General features: G+C 35.8%; 11 protein-coding genes. 1 reads left to right on the top strand and 10 read right to left on the bottom strand.

Annotation, left to right across the window (positions count from 1 at the left end):
• Window positions 1-129 precede the first annotated feature (129 nt).
• Entirely contained in the window at window positions 130-1,116 is a 987-nt protein-coding gene (locus AAGV33_RS01460) for a pectinesterase family protein (protein ID WP_373390126.1), read from the top strand.
• Window positions 1,117-1,363: 247 nt separating this feature from the next.
• Here AAGV33_RS01460 and AAGV33_RS01455 read toward each other — a convergent pair whose 3' ends face one another.
• From AAGV33_RS01455 to xylA, 10 genes are all read right to left on the bottom strand, one after another.
• Entirely contained in the window at window positions 1,364-2,434 is a 1,071-nt protein-coding gene (locus tag AAGV33_RS01455) for a DUF2971 domain-containing protein (RefSeq protein ID WP_373390125.1), read from the bottom strand.
• Window positions 2,435-2,626: 192 nt separating this feature from the next.
• The gene (locus AAGV33_RS01450) at window positions 2,627-4,474 is read right to left on the bottom strand and encodes a rhamnogalacturonan lyase (RefSeq protein WP_373390124.1); all 1,848 of its coding nucleotides are present in this window, start codon (window positions 4,472-4,474) and stop codon (window positions 2,627-2,629) included.
• A 348-nt stretch (window positions 4,475-4,822) separates the two neighbouring features.
• Window positions 4,823-6,955: a hypothetical protein gene (locus AAGV33_RS01445; protein WP_373390123.1), complete on the bottom strand. Its 2,133-nt coding sequence runs from the start codon at window positions 6,953-6,955 to the stop codon at window positions 4,823-4,825.
• A 9-nt stretch (window positions 6,956-6,964) separates the two neighbouring features.
• Window positions 6,965-8,038: a glycoside hydrolase family protein gene (locus tag AAGV33_RS01440; RefSeq protein WP_373390122.1), complete on the bottom strand. Its 1,074-nt coding sequence runs from the start codon at window positions 8,036-8,038 to the stop codon at window positions 6,965-6,967.
• Between the two features lie 2 nt (window positions 8,039-8,040).
• The gene (locus AAGV33_RS01435) at window positions 8,041-11,667 is read right to left on the bottom strand and encodes a DUF4450 domain-containing protein (protein WP_373390121.1); all 3,627 of its coding nucleotides are present in this window, start codon (window positions 11,665-11,667) and stop codon (window positions 8,041-8,043) included.
• 92 nt (window positions 11,668-11,759) lie between these two features.
• Entirely contained in the window at window positions 11,760-13,217 is a 1,458-nt protein-coding gene (locus tag AAGV33_RS01430) for a glycoside hydrolase family 28 protein (RefSeq protein WP_373390120.1), read from the bottom strand.
• A gap of 320 nt (window positions 13,218-13,537) precedes the next feature.
• Window positions 13,538-14,908 (bottom strand): sulfatase-like hydrolase/transferase, encoded by a 1,371-nt coding sequence (locus AAGV33_RS01425; RefSeq protein ID WP_373390119.1) that lies wholly within the window; start codon window positions 14,906-14,908, stop codon window positions 13,538-13,540.
• 16 nt (window positions 14,909-14,924) lie between these two features.
• Window positions 14,925-16,292: a glycoside hydrolase family 88/105 protein gene (locus tag AAGV33_RS01420; RefSeq protein WP_373390118.1), complete on the bottom strand. Its 1,368-nt coding sequence runs from the start codon at window positions 16,290-16,292 to the stop codon at window positions 14,925-14,927.
• 40 nt (window positions 16,293-16,332) lie between these two features.
• Window positions 16,333-17,427 carry a PKD domain-containing protein gene (locus tag AAGV33_RS01415; protein WP_373390117.1) on the bottom strand — a complete coding sequence of 365 codons (1,095 nt, stop codon included), beginning with the start codon at window positions 17,425-17,427 and terminating at the stop codon, window positions 16,333-16,335.
• A gap of 378 nt (window positions 17,428-17,805) precedes the next feature.
• Complete coding sequence (xylA, locus tag AAGV33_RS01410; RefSeq protein WP_373390116.1) at window positions 17,806-19,131, bottom strand: xylose isomerase; 1,326 nt, start codon at window positions 19,129-19,131, stop codon at window positions 17,806-17,808.
• Between the last annotated feature and the right edge of the window lie 13 nt (window positions 19,132-19,144).

The raw sequence follows: 19,144 nt of genomic DNA, 5'->3' as shown, positions 1-19,144 counted from the left end.
ATAACTTCTAAATAAGAAGCTATTTGGTGTTTTTTATAAGATGTAATCGATTACTGGAAACTGAGTTTTTTTCTTTATTTTTGGAGTTCGCTGTGTTCTTTTTGAAAGAATGTTTAATTAATTTATTAGATGATGAAGTATATTTTAGTATTGTTTTTTTGTGTTTTTTCTAATAGTAGTTTTGGAACACAATTGAAGTTAGATTTCGATAAAAAGATAACTGTTGCTCAAGATGGAACTGGCGATTTCAAAACTGTTCAGGCGGCAATAGATGCAGCAAATACCAATGAAGGAGCTGTTGAAATTTATATCAAGAATGGAATTTATAAAGAGAAATTGGTCATTCTGTCATCAAAACCTGGATTGAAATTAGTAGGGGAGAATAAAGAAAATACGATTATTACCAATGATGATTATTCGGGGAAAGCGAATCCAAATTCGAACAGAAATATTGGAACATCTGATTCCTACACGTTTTTAGTTCGCGCAGATGATGTTCAAATTGAGAATTTAACTATTGAAAATTCCTGGTGCGAAAAAGGTCAGGCAGTTTCTTTACATGTAAAAGGAACTCGCTTTTCAATTAAAAATTCCAGAATTTTAGGATGCCAAGATACTTTACTCACAGATGGAGATGGAGCTTATCAATACTATCAAAATTGTTATATCGAAGGAACGACCGATTTTATTTTTGGACCAGCAACGGCAGTTTTTGAAAATTGTATTATTAAGAGTAAAAAAGATTCTTATATAACAGCAGCATCAACGCCAGAGAATTTGGAATTTGGTTATGTTTTCTTGAATTGCGTATTGATTGCAGATGCTAATGTGACAAAGGTTTTTCTAGGACGTCCTTGGCGACCTTTTGCCAAAACAGTTTTTTTAGGTTGTAATCTAGGAAGTCATATTTTACCAGAAGGCTGGAATCCATGGAAGGACGAGCGTTTTCCTGATAAGGATAAAACCGCCTTTTACGCTGAATATAATAATAAAGGAAAAGGAGCAAAAACGAATAAAAGAGTGGCTTGGTCACATCAATTGTCTAAAGCAGAAGCTGCAAAATATACTTTGAAAAATATCTTTCCTAAGGGTGATTTTTGGAAAACGATTCGATAAATTTTAGCTCCGCAAAGTCTGTGACTTTGAGGATGCGTTAATCTGTCTCTGACAGACGTAAAAAATATCGGTTGTAAACCGATAATCACTACCTCAAAGTCGGAGACTTTGCGGAGCTGAATAAAATTTTCACGCAGATTTTACAGATTTTAGCAGTAAATTAATGAAAAATCTGCGAAAATCTGTAGAATCTGCGTGAAAATTTATTGTTTCGAAAGCGAAAGGATTTCTGTACGTGTGGTTGACCTTAATCCATGAAAATTTTATAATCGTCTGTTCTCGTTAAGATAAAAGTTTCATCAATCTCTTTTTTTATTTCCATTTTCTCTTTTGTTCGAATAAGAATAGTCACTCCATCTTTATCAATTTCATATTTGGTGCCGGAATGATAAAATTTATCACTTAAGTTTTCGACAATATAATTTAAAAAATCTACTTGACTTTGATATTCCCAATTTGATTCTTCAATTGGTTTCACAAGTACATTTTTAGCATCTAACCATTTTACTTCGAACTGACGAGCATTAAAAAAGTTATGTGCAACAGTAATTTCCTCAATCAATTTAGAATCGTAAAAAACATATCTGTTTTCTGTTCTAACAAAATAGTCTTTGTGCGGGTTTAGTCCAGATTTAGTGTATGGAACTCCCATATTTTGCTTTCCAATTATAAAACGCCACTCTTCTTCATAACTCCATTTGTTTGATTTTACGTTTGTAACGTAGGCTAACGGAATAAACATTTGATCATAAGAGCTTATGTCAATTGGGATTAATTTTTCACAATAATTTATTGGATAAAACCCTAAGTATTGTTCTTCTTGAGTTAATTTATTTTCAATACTTTTTTCTAACTTCTGTGTATTGAGTTTGATTTGAAATCCTGATTCTTGAGTATAATGCGGCCACATTAGAATATTATTTTCTTTAGCAGTTGTCGATATTATACCAAATAGATTTGTAGATATATCGTAATGAGTAGTTATATACCAAGAACATAAATTTTCGTTGTTTATATCTTTGTTATATAATTCTGTTATCTCCTGTTTCGTCAAACTATCTTCAATTAGTCTTTCATAAAAGTCAATACCGAGTTTTTGAGAAGTATACATTAAAAACCTACTGCTATCTAATGAATCATTCAACTCTATTGGATGGGAAGCATAAAAATAACCTTTTAATAAGGCATCAACACTAAACTTATTTAGTGCATAAAATTTAAATATATGCTCTGGTTTTTCTTTATTATGTTCAATTGAAAAACCAGAATATTTATAATCTTTTACATACGTAAAACCGTTAAAATTATATTTTTCCATAATTGATATTATTTATTTTCGAATGTTTTGGACGAACGCTTATAACTGCAATAAAGTAGTGCCCATACATCCAAATATGGGTAGATTGTCGCTATAAAAGTTATTCCGCTAAAGTAAACAAAAAATAAATTTTCTTACAAAAAAAGCACAGCTTTCACTGTGCTTTTTAAAAATAAATCTAAAATAAACGTTTTAAGGCACCAATTTAATATTCGGTTTTGGAGCAGGTTTCATTCCAGTTCCCATATAAAAACTAGTATGTGGCGGTTGATTATAACCTACATTTTGCCAGGCAATGGCCAAACGGTATTGTGAATCGTGCATTAGAGTGTATTGTCTAATGGTTGTTGGAATTGTAGTGGAATAAATACGCAATTCGCTGTTGTCTTCACTTCTCAAAATCAATTCTTCTCTCCAATCGCCTAAAATATCAGCAGAAAGTCCAGGAGTGGATTTGGTTCCATTGTTAGAACGCGCACCTTCGGCAGTGAAAATTCTACCTTTACCGTATTTGTCAATATAATTCGAGTTCAGAATTTCCCTTGAAGCATCACCATCCCAGTAAATTAAAAAATTAGTTGATTTTGGAGCTTCGCCAATTTTATTTCCTTTGATGTCGTATAAACCATTAGAACCCGACCACCACATTTGGGCACCAACTCTGGTCGAATCAATGTTAGCGGCTACACCTCTTCCTACGTCTTCATCATCCATAGCCGTAAACAATACTTTTCCATCGGCAGCCGAAAACAAAGCTACTCCAGGACCTTTTGTGCCTTCTTCAATTTCGTGTACGCCAAAAACTTCCTGACCAGGGATTTCAGGATCTAAATCGCTTACATGCAATGCATCGCCGTGTCTAAAACCAGTGGTGTATAATCCTTTACCATCGTCGTCAACAACCATAGCGCCAAAGATAATTTCGTCTTTTCCGTCATCATCTACATCGGCAACAGAGAGTCCGTGATTTCCCATTCCTGAAAATGGATTACCACCATCTTTTGAATCAAAAACCCATTTTGAAGTTAATTTTTTATCTTTAAAATCCCAGGCAGCCATAACAATTCGACCATAATACCCTCGGCACATCACCACACTTGGGTGTATTCCATCCAAATAGGCAATACAAGCCGTAAAACGATCGACTCTGTTTCCAGTTCTATCATTTTTTCCGTTTCCGCCTTTTCCGCCCCATTTTCCAATGTCGCCTCTTTCAGGAATATAAGGAACCGTATTGACAATTTTTCCTGTTTTTCCATCAAATACAGTTAGGTATTCAGGGCCTTGTAGGATTTTTCCAAAAGTAGGCGATTTTGGATTCAAATCTCTCCAGTCTTTTGATGCATCTCCTACTACATTATTAGCACTATCGGTAGTTCCGTCGGCAGTTTTACAAACCAGTTCGGCAATGCCATCACCGTCTAAATCATAGACCATGAATTGGGTATAATGTGCGCCTTCGCGAATATTTTTGCCCAAATTAATTTCCCATAAAAATTTCCCGTCTAAAGTATAGGCTTGAAAAATAGGAGAGTCGGTTAGTCCTCTAAAAGAGTTGTCAGCTCCTTTTCCGGTCATGTGAACCACTAAATCATAACGTCCGTCTCCATCTAAATCTCCCGTCGAAAGATCATTGGGAGTATAGCCTAGTTTTGCTTTTAGAGGAATAGATAAATAGTTTTTATCGGGGCTATTGGCTGGAATAGTAAAACTTCCTTTTGCTTCTTTTTCGACACCGTCTACAACTGTTTTTACAAACCAGGTATTGTCTTCAGTTGGATTGGCTTTTTCATCAATTAGATTGGTTGCTGCTGTTATGGGTTTGTCATTTACGCGAATGGGAATGTTTTTTCCGCTTTTTCGATACAAGTTAAAAGCTAGATTGTCATCATCGGTGCCTAAAACTCTCCAGCCTACATAAAAATGGCCGTTTTCTTTTACTGCAATTAGTCCGCGATCAAGCGATTCCATTTGCCTTTGACTGAATAATAAAGTGCTAGACAGCTGAAAAGCCAGTAATGCTATCAGGTATTTTTTCATTTTTGGTGGTTAAATTGATTAATAGGGTTTTGATTAAATTGTCTTTTGGACTTTAAATAAGGCTTAAGGTTTAAATCATCTACAAATTTAATGTAGTTTATATCAGGTGTAAATGTCCTTAGCATCCGCAGTCGAGTGTCAAATGTTTGAAGAATACGTAAAAAGAAAATCTGTTTGAGCGCAGCGAGTTATTTTCTTTTAGTATTCGAAAACTAATTTGACCGACGAGGGTGCGAAGACTTGATTTTTTTGTTTCTTTTTTGATCAAGCAAAAAAGAAAATTATGATCATAACTTATAAGTTTAAACAAAAAATCCTGAGAATTTAAAAATCTCAGGATTTAACTTATTAAAACATCTTTTCAAGACCTTCCCATTTTACATTCCATTTACCATCTTTTGGAAAACCTGGATTTTTTTCGGTAGTACCATCCCAACCCGCGCACATCATGGCTACGGCAGTAAGTAAACCTCCATTTCCTGGTAAGTAAATTGGCAAACGACCTTCTTGATAATTGTGTCCGTTCGCCAAATAAGTGTTTGTTTGTACTTTCATAAATAAAGCATCAACCGCTTTATCGGGCATTTGTAAACGAGCCGCTGTCATAGCAGTCATTGGAAAATCCCATCCCCAGGTATCTTCCCAAGACCAAGTTTTCCAAATCAAATCGAAGGTATTCTTCATGATGTTTTTGTCTAACAAAGTAGTTTCTGGCAACATTCCGTAAGTTCCAAAAACAGATGGATGATCGGTTTTGTATTCTGGATTAGTATATGAATCTTTAGCACTTTCGGTAGCTAAATACACATTGTCCTGAACAGGCAGTTTAGATAATTGAGCAACAACAGCTGCCCATTTAGCTACTTCTGGCTCGCCTAAACGTTTCTTCCATTCTAAAGCCGTGTTTAAAGCCCAGTTCCAATAAGCCAATTCGTAGGTTGGATTGAAAGTTTCTACCGCTTTAAAACGTTCTTGCGCAGGAATCACTCCAGGACCCAGAATGTATCTTTTTTGAGCTTGATCATAATATGCAAAAGAAGCCATAAAATCAGCGGTAGCAAAAACACGTTTTTTGTATAAATCTAAAGTCGCTTTGTCTTTGTATTCGCGATACATTAATTCGGCATAAGTAATAAAGTGTGGCTGTTGCCAAAGTAACAATGCTCCAATAGAAGAAGGTGCTTCGTTACCATCCGGATCGGTCATTTTTTGCCATCTTACACCTTCAAAACCTTGTCTTTCGGCAATTTTTTTAGCATTGTCATACACTTTAGAATACCAAGGTAAACTTTTTTCTAACAAACCAGCTCTTCCCCATAACGGAAAATGAACACCATGCCACCAGTGCATTTCTAAGTGCGGTTTTCCGTACCAACTGTTGTAAGTCAGTCCTGTTTCCTGTGGCGGTTCGTTTCCTGTACATTGTAATTTAGTTAAGTATTGAGATAAAATCACTCTTCGTTCTAATTCAAATGCCCGAGCATCCGTACATGCTGAAAAATCGATTGCTCCACCACTTTTCCAGAATTTTTCCCATCCCGAAACACTACTAGATTGTACTGCTGCAACATCAGGAATATTTAATTTTCCTTGGTGAGCTGGTGCAAATTCGCAACTAAATTCAAATTGGTTGTTTTTAGAAGGAGTAAGTAGATAATAATGCGCTTCTTTTTGAGCAATAGCCGCATTTCCTTTCCATTTTAAACCAATATTATAGGTAATCGAATCCATTTTATGCGTAATAATGGCTTCGTTTTTTCCATTGTTCGAAAGGGTGCTTGTATAAGCAAAATCGGCTTTCCATAAATTTCCGTTATCACCCCATTTCATTGTTGGGAAAGGAATACGCATGCGAATTTTTAATTGCCCTTTTTTCATTAAATCAGAGGCTACTTTCACTCCAATAGCATCTTTTTCCTGATGAGAAGCTGTCCAGACTTTTACCGGAGTTCCTTCAAATGTAAAGCTACTTTCAATTTCTCCAGTCCAAACATTCAGTATTTGCTTGATGTTTTTAATGTCTGATGGTTGTCCTAAAGCACCATCTTTTTTGTACAATTCAAATCCTAAATTCCCCAGTTGCAAACGATGAGCATTGGCACGAAAATATTCTACCGCATTTTTTGCACGTTCAGGAGTTTTTGGTTGTACACCATAAGATACTTTTCTTCCATTTTGGTCAAAATCTCTCAGTGTTTCTTCAAATTTATAATTTTCATTATTAGGAACAGCATCCCATCCCCATTCGGATTGTGTACCTAACGGAACACCCGCCTGATAATAATCTGGAAAAGTTTGTAAACCTGTAGCATCAACGGTAAACGCAAAAGTTCCGTTTCCAACTGACAAAGAATTCAGTGTATCAATTTTTGTGATATTGACATTGTGCCTTGTTACCAATGCTTTTCGGTCAATTTTTTCTTGTGCTTTTGCTGTGGTTATTAACAAACACAAGGAGAGTGCGATGAATACTTTTTTCATAATTATAATTTAATTGATTTTAAAGATAAAGCCCGAAGCCGTTTCGTATTTTCCACCTTGTGAGGCAGTGAATAGATAGGTGGGTTTCCCTTTTTGAAATAATAGTTGTGGTCTTTCAACTCTTCCATAACGGTTTAAATGTTTTGGAGCAGGGGGTTGTGTCATATATTTACTAAGTTCCTGATAACCTATTTGTGGTTCTGACCAATGTTTACCATCTTTGGATTCCATATACAATCCTTTGTCAATTCCGTAAACGCCCATGTCTCGAGCCAGCATTTTAAATTTCTTGTCTTCGTACCAAACATAAGCATCTTCGCATTGCTGATTGTTTCCCATGTTGTGAAAATCAACAACTGGATTTCCTTCGTATTTGGTGTAAGGTTCTTCTAGTGATTTGGCTGTAGCCAAACCATATTTTCGATTCCCTTTGATTTCAAATTTTGGATGAACATAACCTTCAGTATCCAGCGATTTATAATACAACCAATATTCTCCATTAGGATGTTTTATAAATGAAGGATTAGTGGTCAATAAATCGTCCCATTCTCCTTCTTTTCCAGGTAACAATAAAGGTTCGTCCGGTCTTGTCCAAGGGCCGTAAAGCGAATCGGCTGTAGCCAAACCAATGCGTTTGGTATCCATTTTTCCATTCGAATTCCCTAAAAAGAACAGCGCATATTTCCCATCTACAAAATGAATACTTGGATTGTGGCAAGTAGTTGCGTCCCAATAACCAGCACCTCTTGGCGAAAGAACCGTACTTACATATTCGTATGGACCTTCGGGAGTATTGGCAACAGCATGAGCAATTTCAGAACTACTGATCCATCCTCCCATGCCTTTGGATTTTGGCCAACGAGAAAAAAACACGTGAATTTTACCATCAGATCCTTCAATAGGACTGTTGCACCAAACGTAATAATCTTCAAATTCTAAAGCACGTCCAACAGCAGTTAAACTTTTTTCGAAATCAGAAAGTTTGGGCTCTTTGTCTATAGTCAAAAAATCATGAGCATGCACAGGAAGCATGGCTGCTAATGAAGCCAGAAATGTGGTGCCTAAAAATTCTTTTCTATTCATACTTAGTTTCTGTTTAACGTTAAACTCATAATTCCAATAACTACTTCATTGGCAACGGCTTTAATTTCTATACTTTTCAGCGTTTTATTTTTGTTCAACGGTATATCAATAATTGTTCCAGCTCCGCCTTCTACACCAAAATCACTAAAACCCTTTATCGATTTAAAATGGTTGAAGTCTCTTGTAATCGTTCCTGTTTTTAGATAAACTCTTGGTGGTTTTTGAGCATTCGTCGTAAAAGCATAACCATCAGTATAATAATCTTGCTCTATTGGCCACCAGTTTTCTGGATTTTTTAGTTCTAATTTTTCGCTGCTTCCATCGCTGTAAGTCACTATAATTTCACCATTTGTAAATCGACTTTGCATTGGATTAGTTGTTCCTGCCATCATCAAATAAGCCTGAGATGCCGTTCCCGAAAGTGGAATTGAAAGCGAATTAGGGAAATTATCCCATTGCGAAACAAAAGCAATGTTTTTATCAGCAGTGTAAGAAGTGGTAAACGGAATTCCTTGTGGACTGATAATTTGATTATTCGTTCCTGCTTTGGCTCTTAATCCAGAGTCGTCAATTATTGGTTTTATAAAAGGATAACACCAGTTTCCTATTCCCTGCGTTGGGATTTGAAGACTTGGCGATTGTGCTCTTGGACTCATGTATTTGTTCTCGAAAATATTCGTGATTTTATCATTAAAAAACGCGTCTAGTTTTACAGCTTCCCATTTGGTTTTAGCATTGCTTGCAATATCCCAGTTGGTAAAACTCAATTTTGTTGTAGCTCCATCTTCAAAATTCATTTCAATTTGATTCGTTCCTGAAACCAATTGGCTTAACGAAATTTCGATACTGTTCTCTGAATTGGCTTGTAAACTAAATTTCGTTTTATTCATTTTTTGATTCGAAATAAGAAACCCATTTACCGATTTTTCAGTGTTATTTTTGATTACAACTACTGCATTTTCTCCTTTCACTGCATTTGAAACAATTTCAAGATTAGATTTGATATTGATATCAATGGCTTGCCACCATATCATTTCTTTTTGTTTCAGTTTGATAAAAAACGATTTGTTACCAACAGTATTCGCCAGCGCATTGATTTCATTAGTACTGACAACCGCATTTTTTAGTGCGTTTTGAGTATCTTTTATTTCTAAAATAGTTGCATTTTTTGTTGCAATACGAATATTTTCGCCTTCGCAAATGGACGAAATTGAAGCCAGTTGTTCTAAAGTTTCGTTACTCCAGACAATCTCAATTTTGTATGAATCTGCATACGGACTTTCGATGCTTATTTTTGGACTTCCAACAGTTCCGTCAATCATTTTCCATTTCACTTCTTTTCCATTAACAATTACTTTGCTAATGGTTGAATGAGTAGCGTTGACTACTAAATTTAAATTCATTTTTGTAGAAAAATGAGGTGTAATTTGGTAAACGTCCGTGTTTTTTGTTCTTTCGAAAGCAAAGGCTACATCGGGAACTTCAAGCGAAGCATGATCCCAGGATTTTGGTAATCCCGGCTGAATTGTTAAAGTGTTTTTAAGCGCATCAGGTAAAATTCCGAAAAGTCCTTCTACTAAAGTACGTCCTGCCATTCCTACCGGATCGGCAAAATCACGATACAATTCGCCACGAATTGCATCCTGAAATAATAATTGTTCAAATCCACCTGGACAGGCACCCAGATACATGCTTTCGATTAAACCACTTTCCCAAAGTTGGTATGCTTTTTCTGATTGTCCGCCTTGCCAATATGCCAATGCCGTGTGTAAAACTTCGGCAAGAGCCACATTATTGACAGACCAGGTGTAAGGTTGCCAGTTTGTGGTAGAAATTAATTCCAGATTGTCTTTGTCTAAACCTTCGGCAGCAACTGGAATATGAGGAATTTCATTATCGACATATTTTAAAGCTTGGTACGCCTGAAAAGGATTGGCAATTTCGCTATCTAAAGCATGGTAAACGGTCCAGATTCCTGGTGTATCATGTGTTAGTTGGTTGCCCAAAAGGTCTTTGTATTCTGCAAAAGTACCTTTGTTGTTTTTCCATAAATTTTGTTGAATGGCCTGATGAATTTTTGTTGCTTCTTTTGCATAAGAAGAGCCATCTTCGCCCACAATTGGAGCTAAATCGGCAGCCATTTTATTGGCATAATAATTATATGCCGAAGTGTAAGTCACACCACCTCCGCTGTAGCCCAATCCGTCGCTTGCCCAGATTGCTGCATAAGCATCATACAATCCGTCGCCATCTACATCATAATTTCTTTTTTCCCAAGCCAAATGTCTTTTGATGACAGGCCACATTTTTTTTAGGAAATCCACATCTCCAGTCCATTTAAAGTGACGCATTAATTGATCAATAAAAACCAAATTCATGTCATAATGATGCGCTACATCATTTCTGTTCGGATTGCGACTAATGTAACCACTACTAAACATGGAAGTCCCCATTTTTTCTAATTGGCGGGCATAATTTCGAACCGTATCAGGAACCACTGGAGCGGTTTCTGGTTCTGTAACCTGTGAATTTCCATAACTTTCAAAATGCGTTTTAGCTCTGTCGTGCCAACCTAATGGATCGGCAACATAAGCACCGCGCCAGGCATTTAAGTGCATGCGCCAGGCAATAGCGCCGTGTAAATAAGCAGGGTTTTCCCAGATAGCATCAGCAGCCATGGCTAGTGCTCCACCCAAAGTATTGATGTAAGGATCGGGCGTATTTACTTTAATTCGGTTAGCCATTTGTTCGCTTTGAGCAAGGGCTTTTTGGAATTTTTCGGCTATTGATTTTTGAGTTGTATTGTCAATTTTGGGTGTGTTTTCAAATAACCAATAATTTCCTTCTTTCGAAAATTGATTCAATTGGCCAATAATCATTGGAACCGAATCTACTTTTGAAGTATAATTTTCTAAAGGTGTTTTTAAGAAATTAGCACTAGACAAATGCGTTTTCGAATCTGGAAAAACAGCATTAATTAGCTGAGTATTTTCGGTTACTTTTTTATTGCTTTCGGAGCCATAAGAAAGTGTAAAACTGTTTTTATTGATCTGGTATTGATTGTTGATACAATATTCGGGATGTAAATAAAACACTGATTCTGGGTCACCACCAATGTCTCCGTTTCTTGAGAATTTCTTTCCACTAGCGCCACCATAAGCCCAAACAAGCGAAATGTTTTTAGGAACATTGTTGCCAATGACTTTTAAAATAAAACCATCGCTGTCTGCCAAAGCTACAATCTGAATCGTTAGAGTAGCATTCGAAAGTAAGGCATCATTGATTTGATATTCTACGATTCCAGGAGTGTATTTTGTATTTATTTTATCGGCTTCGGTAAGCCATTTGCTGTTTTTATCGTTGATAATTCCTAGCTTCAAATTACCACCCATTCCCGGCATGTAGGTAGCGAATTCCGGCAGATCTCCAGCTTCTACCCTAAAAGCGGTATTGTTACCGTATAAAGCACGATTGAATTTTCGAGTACCATTTTTTAAAATAAAACTTTTGCCTTCGGGTGCATAATGGATTTTTCGTGTTTCTCCATGCCATAAATTTTGACTTTGCGCCGTTAGATTGAGCACAGCAAAAGAGAGGCAGATCAGAGATATGGATATTTTAAATTTCATTATGATAGGATTGTTTTTTGCCACGAATTTTATTTTCAATTAGTGACCCGAGCGATAGCGAATAGACGAAGTAATTCGTGGCTCTGTTTTTATTATTTGCTGCTAGATTTTGAAAAATCTACATTCTTAGTATTTTCAATCTTTAAAGACGAATGATCTAATGAATTAATCGTTACATTGTCCAGAATCCAATTGCTGCTGTATTTTATGCTTCCAGCAGTTTCGGCTGTAATATGCACATCTTTTAGTGTTACATTTTCTACAATAGATTCTTCTAATCCTGCTACTGAAATCGCTTTTTTAGCTCCTTTGATGTCAATGTTTTTTAAATGAATGTTTCTAAAACTTGGAATTCCTTTGGATTCAGGTTCAACCTTTGTCAGCATTTTTTTCCAATGTGGAGGTAAAGTTTCTTCGGTATAACCAGCAGGAAGTTTGGAATAGCTGTAAGCTGGATTCCAGTTCATTGAAATGGTGATAAAAGTACCAACACTTTCCATTTTTATATTTTCCATATAAATATCTTCTACCGTTCCACCTCGATTAGTAGCTGATTTTATGTTTAATCCATTTTTAGTGCCGTATCCTTGAATATTAGAAACATAGACATGACGAATGCTTCCTGAAGTTTCACTGCCTAAAGTAAATAAACCAGCACCTTGACGGGCAATACAATCGCGAACTACGACATATTCAGTTGGGCGATTGACTCTCAATCCGTCCCAGTCACGTCCTGCTTTTAAACAGAAATTATCATCATTACAATCAATATCGCAGTTTTGAACTAATATCCATTTTGACGAATCAATATCGATTCCATCGGTGCTTGGTCCGTGTCCGCCAATGTTGTTTCTTATTTTAATTCCGTCAACGGTAATGTATTCCGAATACAAAACCTGAACGGTCCAAAATCCCGCTCTTTGAATGTTTAAATCTTTAAGAAATACATTTTTAGAATTCGTAATTAAGATAGTTCTGGGACGTTTGGCGTCATAATCTACAATCCATCGCAAATCTTTAGCTTCGTATTCTTTGCGTAAATTCCAATAGTAATCCCAATAGACTTTTCCCTGACCATCGATGGTTCCTTCGCCATCAAGTGTTACATTTTTTTGATCTAAAACATTGATTAAAGCCGCTGGCCATTTCATTTCGATTCCTGCCACTCGAGTATCAATTTCGAGATAATCGGCAATGTTTTCGCTTCCTAAAATAGTTACTCCTTTTGGAACATTAAAATGAACGCCTTCTTTGATAAATAAGGAACCCGTTAAGTAATTTCCGGGTTTGAAAGTAAGTGTTCCACCGCCATTTTTACTGCATTCGTCTATGGCTTTTTGAATGTTTTTAGTCGAAAGTGTTTTACCATCATTAATAGCTCCGTAATCATTTGCATAATAAATTTTAGAATTGAATTTGTTTTCTTTTGCACCAACTTTTTTGGTCCATTCAGGTTCAAAATTTGCAGAACTACTGCTAACTTGTGCCATTTCTTTGCATGAAAAAAGCAAAAAGAATAAGGAACTTAAAATGATGTGGTATTGTTTCATTATAATTAATTTTATTCCCGAAAATCATTATTTCAGATCAAAAAAGCATCCTGTACTTGCCTGATTTTAAATCGAAATTTAACAAATTGATAAAAATGGGATAGTTTTGGATAATTTATGTTTTGATTTTCGAATAAGTTAGAGCTGTTTTAATTTATATGACTGTTCGCTAAGCTGACTAAAAATTAAATAATGGCACATGGATGATACAGATTAGACAGATTTTCGCTGATTATAAAAATCTGTTTTTATCAGTTTAAATCCGTGTCATCCGTGTACCATTTTCAAAATTGGTACAAGTAACGGATTGTCATATTAATTTATTCTCCAGCTGAATTTACTTCTTTGGAATCCTTGGCAAATTGAATTTCTAAATCTTGTTTTAGCTTATTCGTAATGCTGGAATTTGTTAGCACTAGATTTTCTTTTTCTTCAGGATCTTTTTCGATGTTGAAAAGTTCAAAAACAGTCGGGGCGTTTGTATGTCTTGTTCGAATTAATTTCCAAGGTTTTTCAATAATACTTTCCTGTAAATGACCACGAATGTAGATGGCTTGATTTGGGATGGAATCTTTAGTAATAATCGAATTCCAAATATTTTGCCCTTCTACAGTTTTAGGAATAGATTTGGCTCCAGCCAAAGACAAAATAGTAGGCATTAAATCCGTTACCGAAATGTAATTATTGTTCAATGAACTATTTGTTTTGTTTTTCCAATAAATTATTGCGGGAACACGTATTGCGCCTTCATAGTTTGAAGTTTTCCAGTCTCGTAGAGGGAAATTGTTTCCCAAAACATCATTGGCTGCATGTCTTCCCTGGTATTGATTTCCAGGATTCCATTTGTCCATAGCGCCATTATCACTCATAAAAATAATGACTGTATTCTTGTCTAAATGCTGTTTTTTTAAGGTTTTTAATATTTGTCCAATACTATAATCTAAATGCGACATAGCGGCGGCATAATCTCTTCGGGAATTATTTTTAATGGTTTTTAAATAGGGCTTTTTCCATTTGTCTTCTTCTTGCAAAGGAAAATGCGGAGCGCTATAACTCAACTGAATGTAAAAGTTTTTAGAAGGATCTATTTTGGTTTTAAGCCATGTGATTGCTTCATTTTCGACCAAATCAGTAACGTGCCCTTTTTCGGTTATGAATTCGCCATTTCGATGCCAACTCGGATCTCCATTTTTGTATTCATGAGAATATTGGTCTATTTGTCCGTGTAAAAAACCATACGAATAATCAAAGCCATAGGCTTTTGGGCCACTGGATGGATTTAATCCCAGATGCCATTTTCCAAACAAAGCCGTTTGGTAATTTTGTTGGTGTAACGCCTGTGGTAAAGTGGTAACATCACTAGGGAGACTCAAATTGCTTTTGTCACTAATAGGCGCTACAATGCCCATGCGGCTGGAAGGTCTTCCTGTAAAAAAGCTAGCTCTGGATGGAGAACAAGTAGGAGCAGCGTACAAACGGTTTAGTTGTGCTCCATTTTTAGCTAACCAATCGATATTAGGAGTATGAATTTCGGAACCATTATAGCCCACATCATTCCAGCCTGCATCATCAGCAACAATAACTACAAAATTAGGTGTAGCAGGAGAATTGTTTTTTTCTTTTTTTGGTTGACCAAAAGATAAAAAGCAAGTTGATAATGCTACTATGCTGTTGATGATGAGGCTTTTCATGAATTGTATTTTAAAATTATTTACGTGCTTTTAATTGTAAGGAACTATCGTTGATTTCAAATTCGTTGTTTTTAAGCATCATAATGATTTCTGATCCCGCTAAAATTACTGGGCCATAACCATGCGCTGCAAAAACATTTATTGGACGATAGTAGTAAAAAGCAGGGTCAAATCCCATTCCAGTTCCTACACAGGTGCCTTCCACTTCTCCTTTATCGTTTACTTTTGTGGCAACGGCATTCCAAGCTAACAAGGCTGCTGGAGCATAAGCCGCCTTGTCAATATAACCTCTGTTGATAGCGCGAGTGATAGAAAAAGCATAAATGGCAGTTGCTGATGTTTCTAAGTAGGTGTCATTTCGATCAATCAATTGATGCCAAAAACCTGTACCATCCTGATAAGCAACCAAGCCTTTAATATGCGCTCTTAATTGATTTAAAACGGCATTGTATCCCGAATGATCTTTTGGTAAAACTTCTAATAACTCGACTAAGGTCATCACCGCCCAACCATTGGCGCGAGCCCAATGAAATTGTGGGTGTTCTTCCATTGATTGTACCCAGCCGTGCATGTATAAATTTTTCTGGCTGTTATACATTCGCTCTGAGAATTGTTTTACTTGCTTAACGGCATCATCATAGTACTTTACATCACCTGTTAATTTACCCATTTGTGCTAAAGCAGGAACCGACATGAACAAATCGTCTAGCCATAAAGTGTTGGGTTGAGGTCTGTTTCTGGCCAGCGTTCCATCGGTAAGACGAAATTCTTTAGTGCTGATGTAATTCATGAAATCATCAATTAATGGTCTCAAATCAGTTTTTAATCCCGCTCTTTGTGCTTTAATCATCGAGGCGGTGACAGCTCCGCCATCATCCAAAGCGTGTGGAGTTAAAAAACCGTGTATTGGCGATGGAAATTTTGGATTTTTTTGAAGTTGTTTTTTGTAATAAGGAGCGATATCAGCGATTAATTTTAATCGTTTGTTCGTATAATCAGCATATTTTTGATCTCCTGTAGCTTCTGTTGCTAAAAGCATCGCAGCATAAGTTACTCCCCATTCGTAACTGGTTAATCTAAAAGTTCCTGGAGAAAATATGGTATTTTCATCTAGTTTTTTTAGATCACTAATTTCCTGTTTCGTTTTATTGTTTATTAAACTGGCAGGAGTTGTTTTTTCTAAAAAATCATATATTTTATCTATAGTTGCTTTAATTTCCTGTGTTGATTTTGCTCCATAAGGCGTTGGATAATCGGCTTGCAAAAGGTGCAATGGTGCGGTAACATCATTAGCGGGTTGCTGTGCATTTGCAAATGTTGGGATTGCCATTATGGTTGCAGCAACGCCTATTTTAATTCCAATTGAGAATGGTTTGGTTTTCATTGTACTTAATTTTGGTGGTTAGTTCGATTTTTAATAGCTGTTATTTTACGGCCACATCCCAAACTTTTGATAGCTGAGAAGTGCCTTTTGGTCCTTTAATTTTTAAAATTACAACATATTTTCCCGCTTCTTTATATTGATGAATTGGATTTTGAGTGGTAGCGGTAGTTCCGTCGCCAAAATCCCAATCCCAGGAGTTAATTTCGCCTTCAGATTCATCGAAGAAAGCAACTTCTCTTTTGACCATATTCACTACTTTAAAAGACCATTTGGCTTCAATGTCCTTTTTGAATTGGTTTTCCAATGGCATGAGTTTAAAAGGGAGACTGTAAGAAGCATTTCCGTACATTTTATGCTCTTTTGAAAGGTTCCAGAAACCGTTATTTTCGATTTTATTAACATCATCATAATCGATTATTGCCCAACAAAGACCGATATTTTTGTTTTCTGTTAAGATGGATTCTACCGCTCTCGATGGATCGTTTCCAGCATAATCAAAAGGAGTAATCCAAAATTCCAATGTTAGTTTTCCTCCTTGACCTGGTTTAAAATCATAATGATAAGATGCATTTGCATAAGGTAAATTTTTAATCCAAGGCTGGCTTCCCCAAACCATTGTCCAGTCTTTTTCTACGGCAGGAGTAAAAATATGATAGTTTTGTGCATGAACTCCGTGGTAAGAAAAGTATGCATCCATTGTATTGGTTAGATTTGGATTGGGATGAAAACGATCAATAAATGGTCCGCCAGATTGGTCGGCATCGACTATTAATTCGAAAGTGTCATTATGTAATCCTGGCAGAGAAAAATCCCAATAATCATCATAAGCTTCATAAAGAAAATACAAGCGATTAAGTCCTTTTACCCAACCCACTTTTACGCTAACATCTAAGTTTTTTGGGTCAGCTTTGGGTTGTTTCCCACTATCATCCCACAGTTGATCCATTCCTACAACGTAATTTTTAGGAACTATTTTCCAATCTTCGCTGTTTCCGTCAATGGTTGGTATTTTATCAGCGGGAAATTGAAAAATCTGAAAACTTCTATTGTCTTGCGCATTAGTTTTGATACCAATGAATAGCAAAATTACTATAGATAATTTAAGATTGAAAAAGGAGCTGATTCTAAAAAGCATTGGGTATTTATTTAAGGTTTTTGGCTCTGAATGTGCTAAGTTAAAAAAGCCCCAACAAAAGTTAGGGCTTAAAACTAAAAACTCACTCTAAAACTAAACTAAAAACTAAATTATTATTGTCCTTTAATGGATTAAATTTCTTTTTCCTGTACCAAAATCATGTTTTGCTTTTTTTATACTATTTAAAAAATTAAGCAAAATTAATTTTGTTATTATTAATACATCAATATTAAAATTTTAATTTGATATTAGAATCCTGTACTGTCCTGCTTTTTAGATATTTAATAATAGTCTATAAAAAAACACCCAACAGCATAAAAAATCTTGCCGTTGGGTGTTTTAAATTATAAAAACTTATTTAAATTTTAAATTAGTTTTTTAGATGTATTGGTTGATTATGTTTTCAAAAAGCTCCTGTTTACCGCTTTGCAATTGTAATTCTCCGTTTTCTAAAGCAATTTTGTATAGATCTTCTAAACCTAATTTTCCGTTTTCGAAATCTTTACCTTTTCCAGCGTCAAAAGAGCTGTATCTTTCTGTTCTTAATTTGTCATAAGAAGAAGAAGTGATGATTTTATCAGCAGTTAGTAATGCTCTTGCAAAAGTATCTGCACCACCAATGTGAGCTAAAAATACATCTTCCATATCTGTTGAGTTTCTTCTGATTTTAGCATCAAAATTAACTCCACCACCTTGTAACCCACCTGCTTTTAAGAAAACCAACATTGCTTCAGTAGTTTCCTGAATGTTGTTAGGGAATTGGTCCGTATCCCATCCGTTTTGGTAATCTCCACGGTTAGCATCTAAGCTTCCAAGCATTCCAGCGTTAGCAGCTACTTCAATTTCGTGTTGGAAAGTGTGCTGTGCTAATGTTGCGTGATTTACTTCGATATTGATTTTGAAATCTTTCTCTAAACCGTATTTATGCAAGAAACCAATTGCTGTAGCCGAATCAAAATCATATTGATGTTTCATTGGTTCCATTGGTTTTGGCTCGATAAAGAAGTTTCCTTTAAAACCTTGTGCACGTGCATAATCTCTAGCTTTTACTAAAAATTGTCCCATGTGATCTAATTCACGTCCCATATCTGTATTCAATAAAGACATATAACCTTCACGACCTCCCCAGAAAACATAGTTTTCACCATCTAAAGCAATAGTTGCATCTAAGGCTAATTTTACTTGTCCACCTGCTCTGGCTAATACATTAAAATCAGGATTTGTTGCAGCACCATTCATGTAACGTGCATTTGAAAAACAGTTTGCCGTTCCCCAAAGTAATTTAATTCCTGATTCGGCTTTCTTTTGTTTTAGGTATTCCGTAATAGTTGCTAATCTGCTTTCTGATTCTGCAAATGTTGCTCCTTCCTGAATTAAATCGTAATCGTGGAAACAGAAATAATCAAATCCCATTTTGCTAATGAATTCAAATGCAGCATCTGCTTTGTCTTTTGCAGCTTGGATTGGGTCGTTTGACTGATCCCAAGCAAAGTTTTGTGTTCCAGGTCCAAATGGATCAGAACCTTGACCACAGAAGGTGTGCCAGTAAGCAATGGCGAATTTAAAATGCTCACGCATTGTTTTTCCAGCTACAATCTGGTCTGGATTGTAATATTTGAATGCTAACGGATTGTCAGATTCTTTTCCCTCAAATTTAATTTCGCCAATACCCTTAAAGTATTCTTTACTTCCTATTATTGCCATTTTTTTTGTTTTT

The sequence above is a fragment of the Flavobacterium magnesitis genome, from assembly GCF_041729735.1.
Lineage (GTDB): Bacteria > Bacteroidota > Bacteroidia > Flavobacteriales > Flavobacteriaceae > Flavobacterium > Flavobacterium magnesitis.
This window is presented reverse-complemented; position numbering and strand designations above follow the sequence as displayed.

Coding starts and splice junctions, on each gene's coding strand:
- AAGV33_RS01460 (WP_373390126.1), top strand. CDS start 130: ATGATGAAGTATATTTTAGTATTGTTTTTTTGTGTTTTTTCTAATAGT.
- AAGV33_RS01455 (WP_373390125.1), bottom strand. CDS start 2,434: ATGGAAAAATATAATTTTAACGGTTTTACGTATGTAAAAGATTATAAA.
- AAGV33_RS01450 (WP_373390124.1), bottom strand. CDS start 4,474: ATGAAAAAATACCTGATAGCATTACTGGCTTTTCAGCTGTCTAGCACT.
- AAGV33_RS01445 (WP_373390123.1), bottom strand. CDS start 6,955: ATGAAAAAAGTATTCATCGCACTCTCCTTGTGTTTGTTAATAACCACA.
- AAGV33_RS01440 (WP_373390122.1), bottom strand. CDS start 8,038: ATGAATAGAAAAGAATTTTTAGGCACCACATTTCTGGCTTCATTAGCA.
- AAGV33_RS01435 (WP_373390121.1), bottom strand. CDS start 11,667: ATGAAATTTAAAATATCCATATCTCTGATCTGCCTCTCTTTTGCTGTG.
- AAGV33_RS01430 (WP_373390120.1), bottom strand. CDS start 13,217: ATGAAACAATACCACATCATTTTAAGTTCCTTATTCTTTTTGCTTTTT.
- AAGV33_RS01425 (WP_373390119.1), bottom strand. CDS start 14,908: ATGAAAAGCCTCATCATCAACAGCATAGTAGCATTATCAACTTGCTTT.
- AAGV33_RS01420 (WP_373390118.1), bottom strand. CDS start 16,292: ATGAAAACCAAACCATTCTCAATTGGAATTAAAATAGGCGTTGCTGCA.
- AAGV33_RS01415 (WP_373390117.1), bottom strand. CDS start 17,427: ATGCTTTTTAGAATCAGCTCCTTTTTCAATCTTAAATTATCTATAGTA.
- xylA (WP_373390116.1), bottom strand. CDS start 19,131: ATGGCAATAATAGGAAGTAAAGAATACTTTAAGGGTATTGGCGAAATT.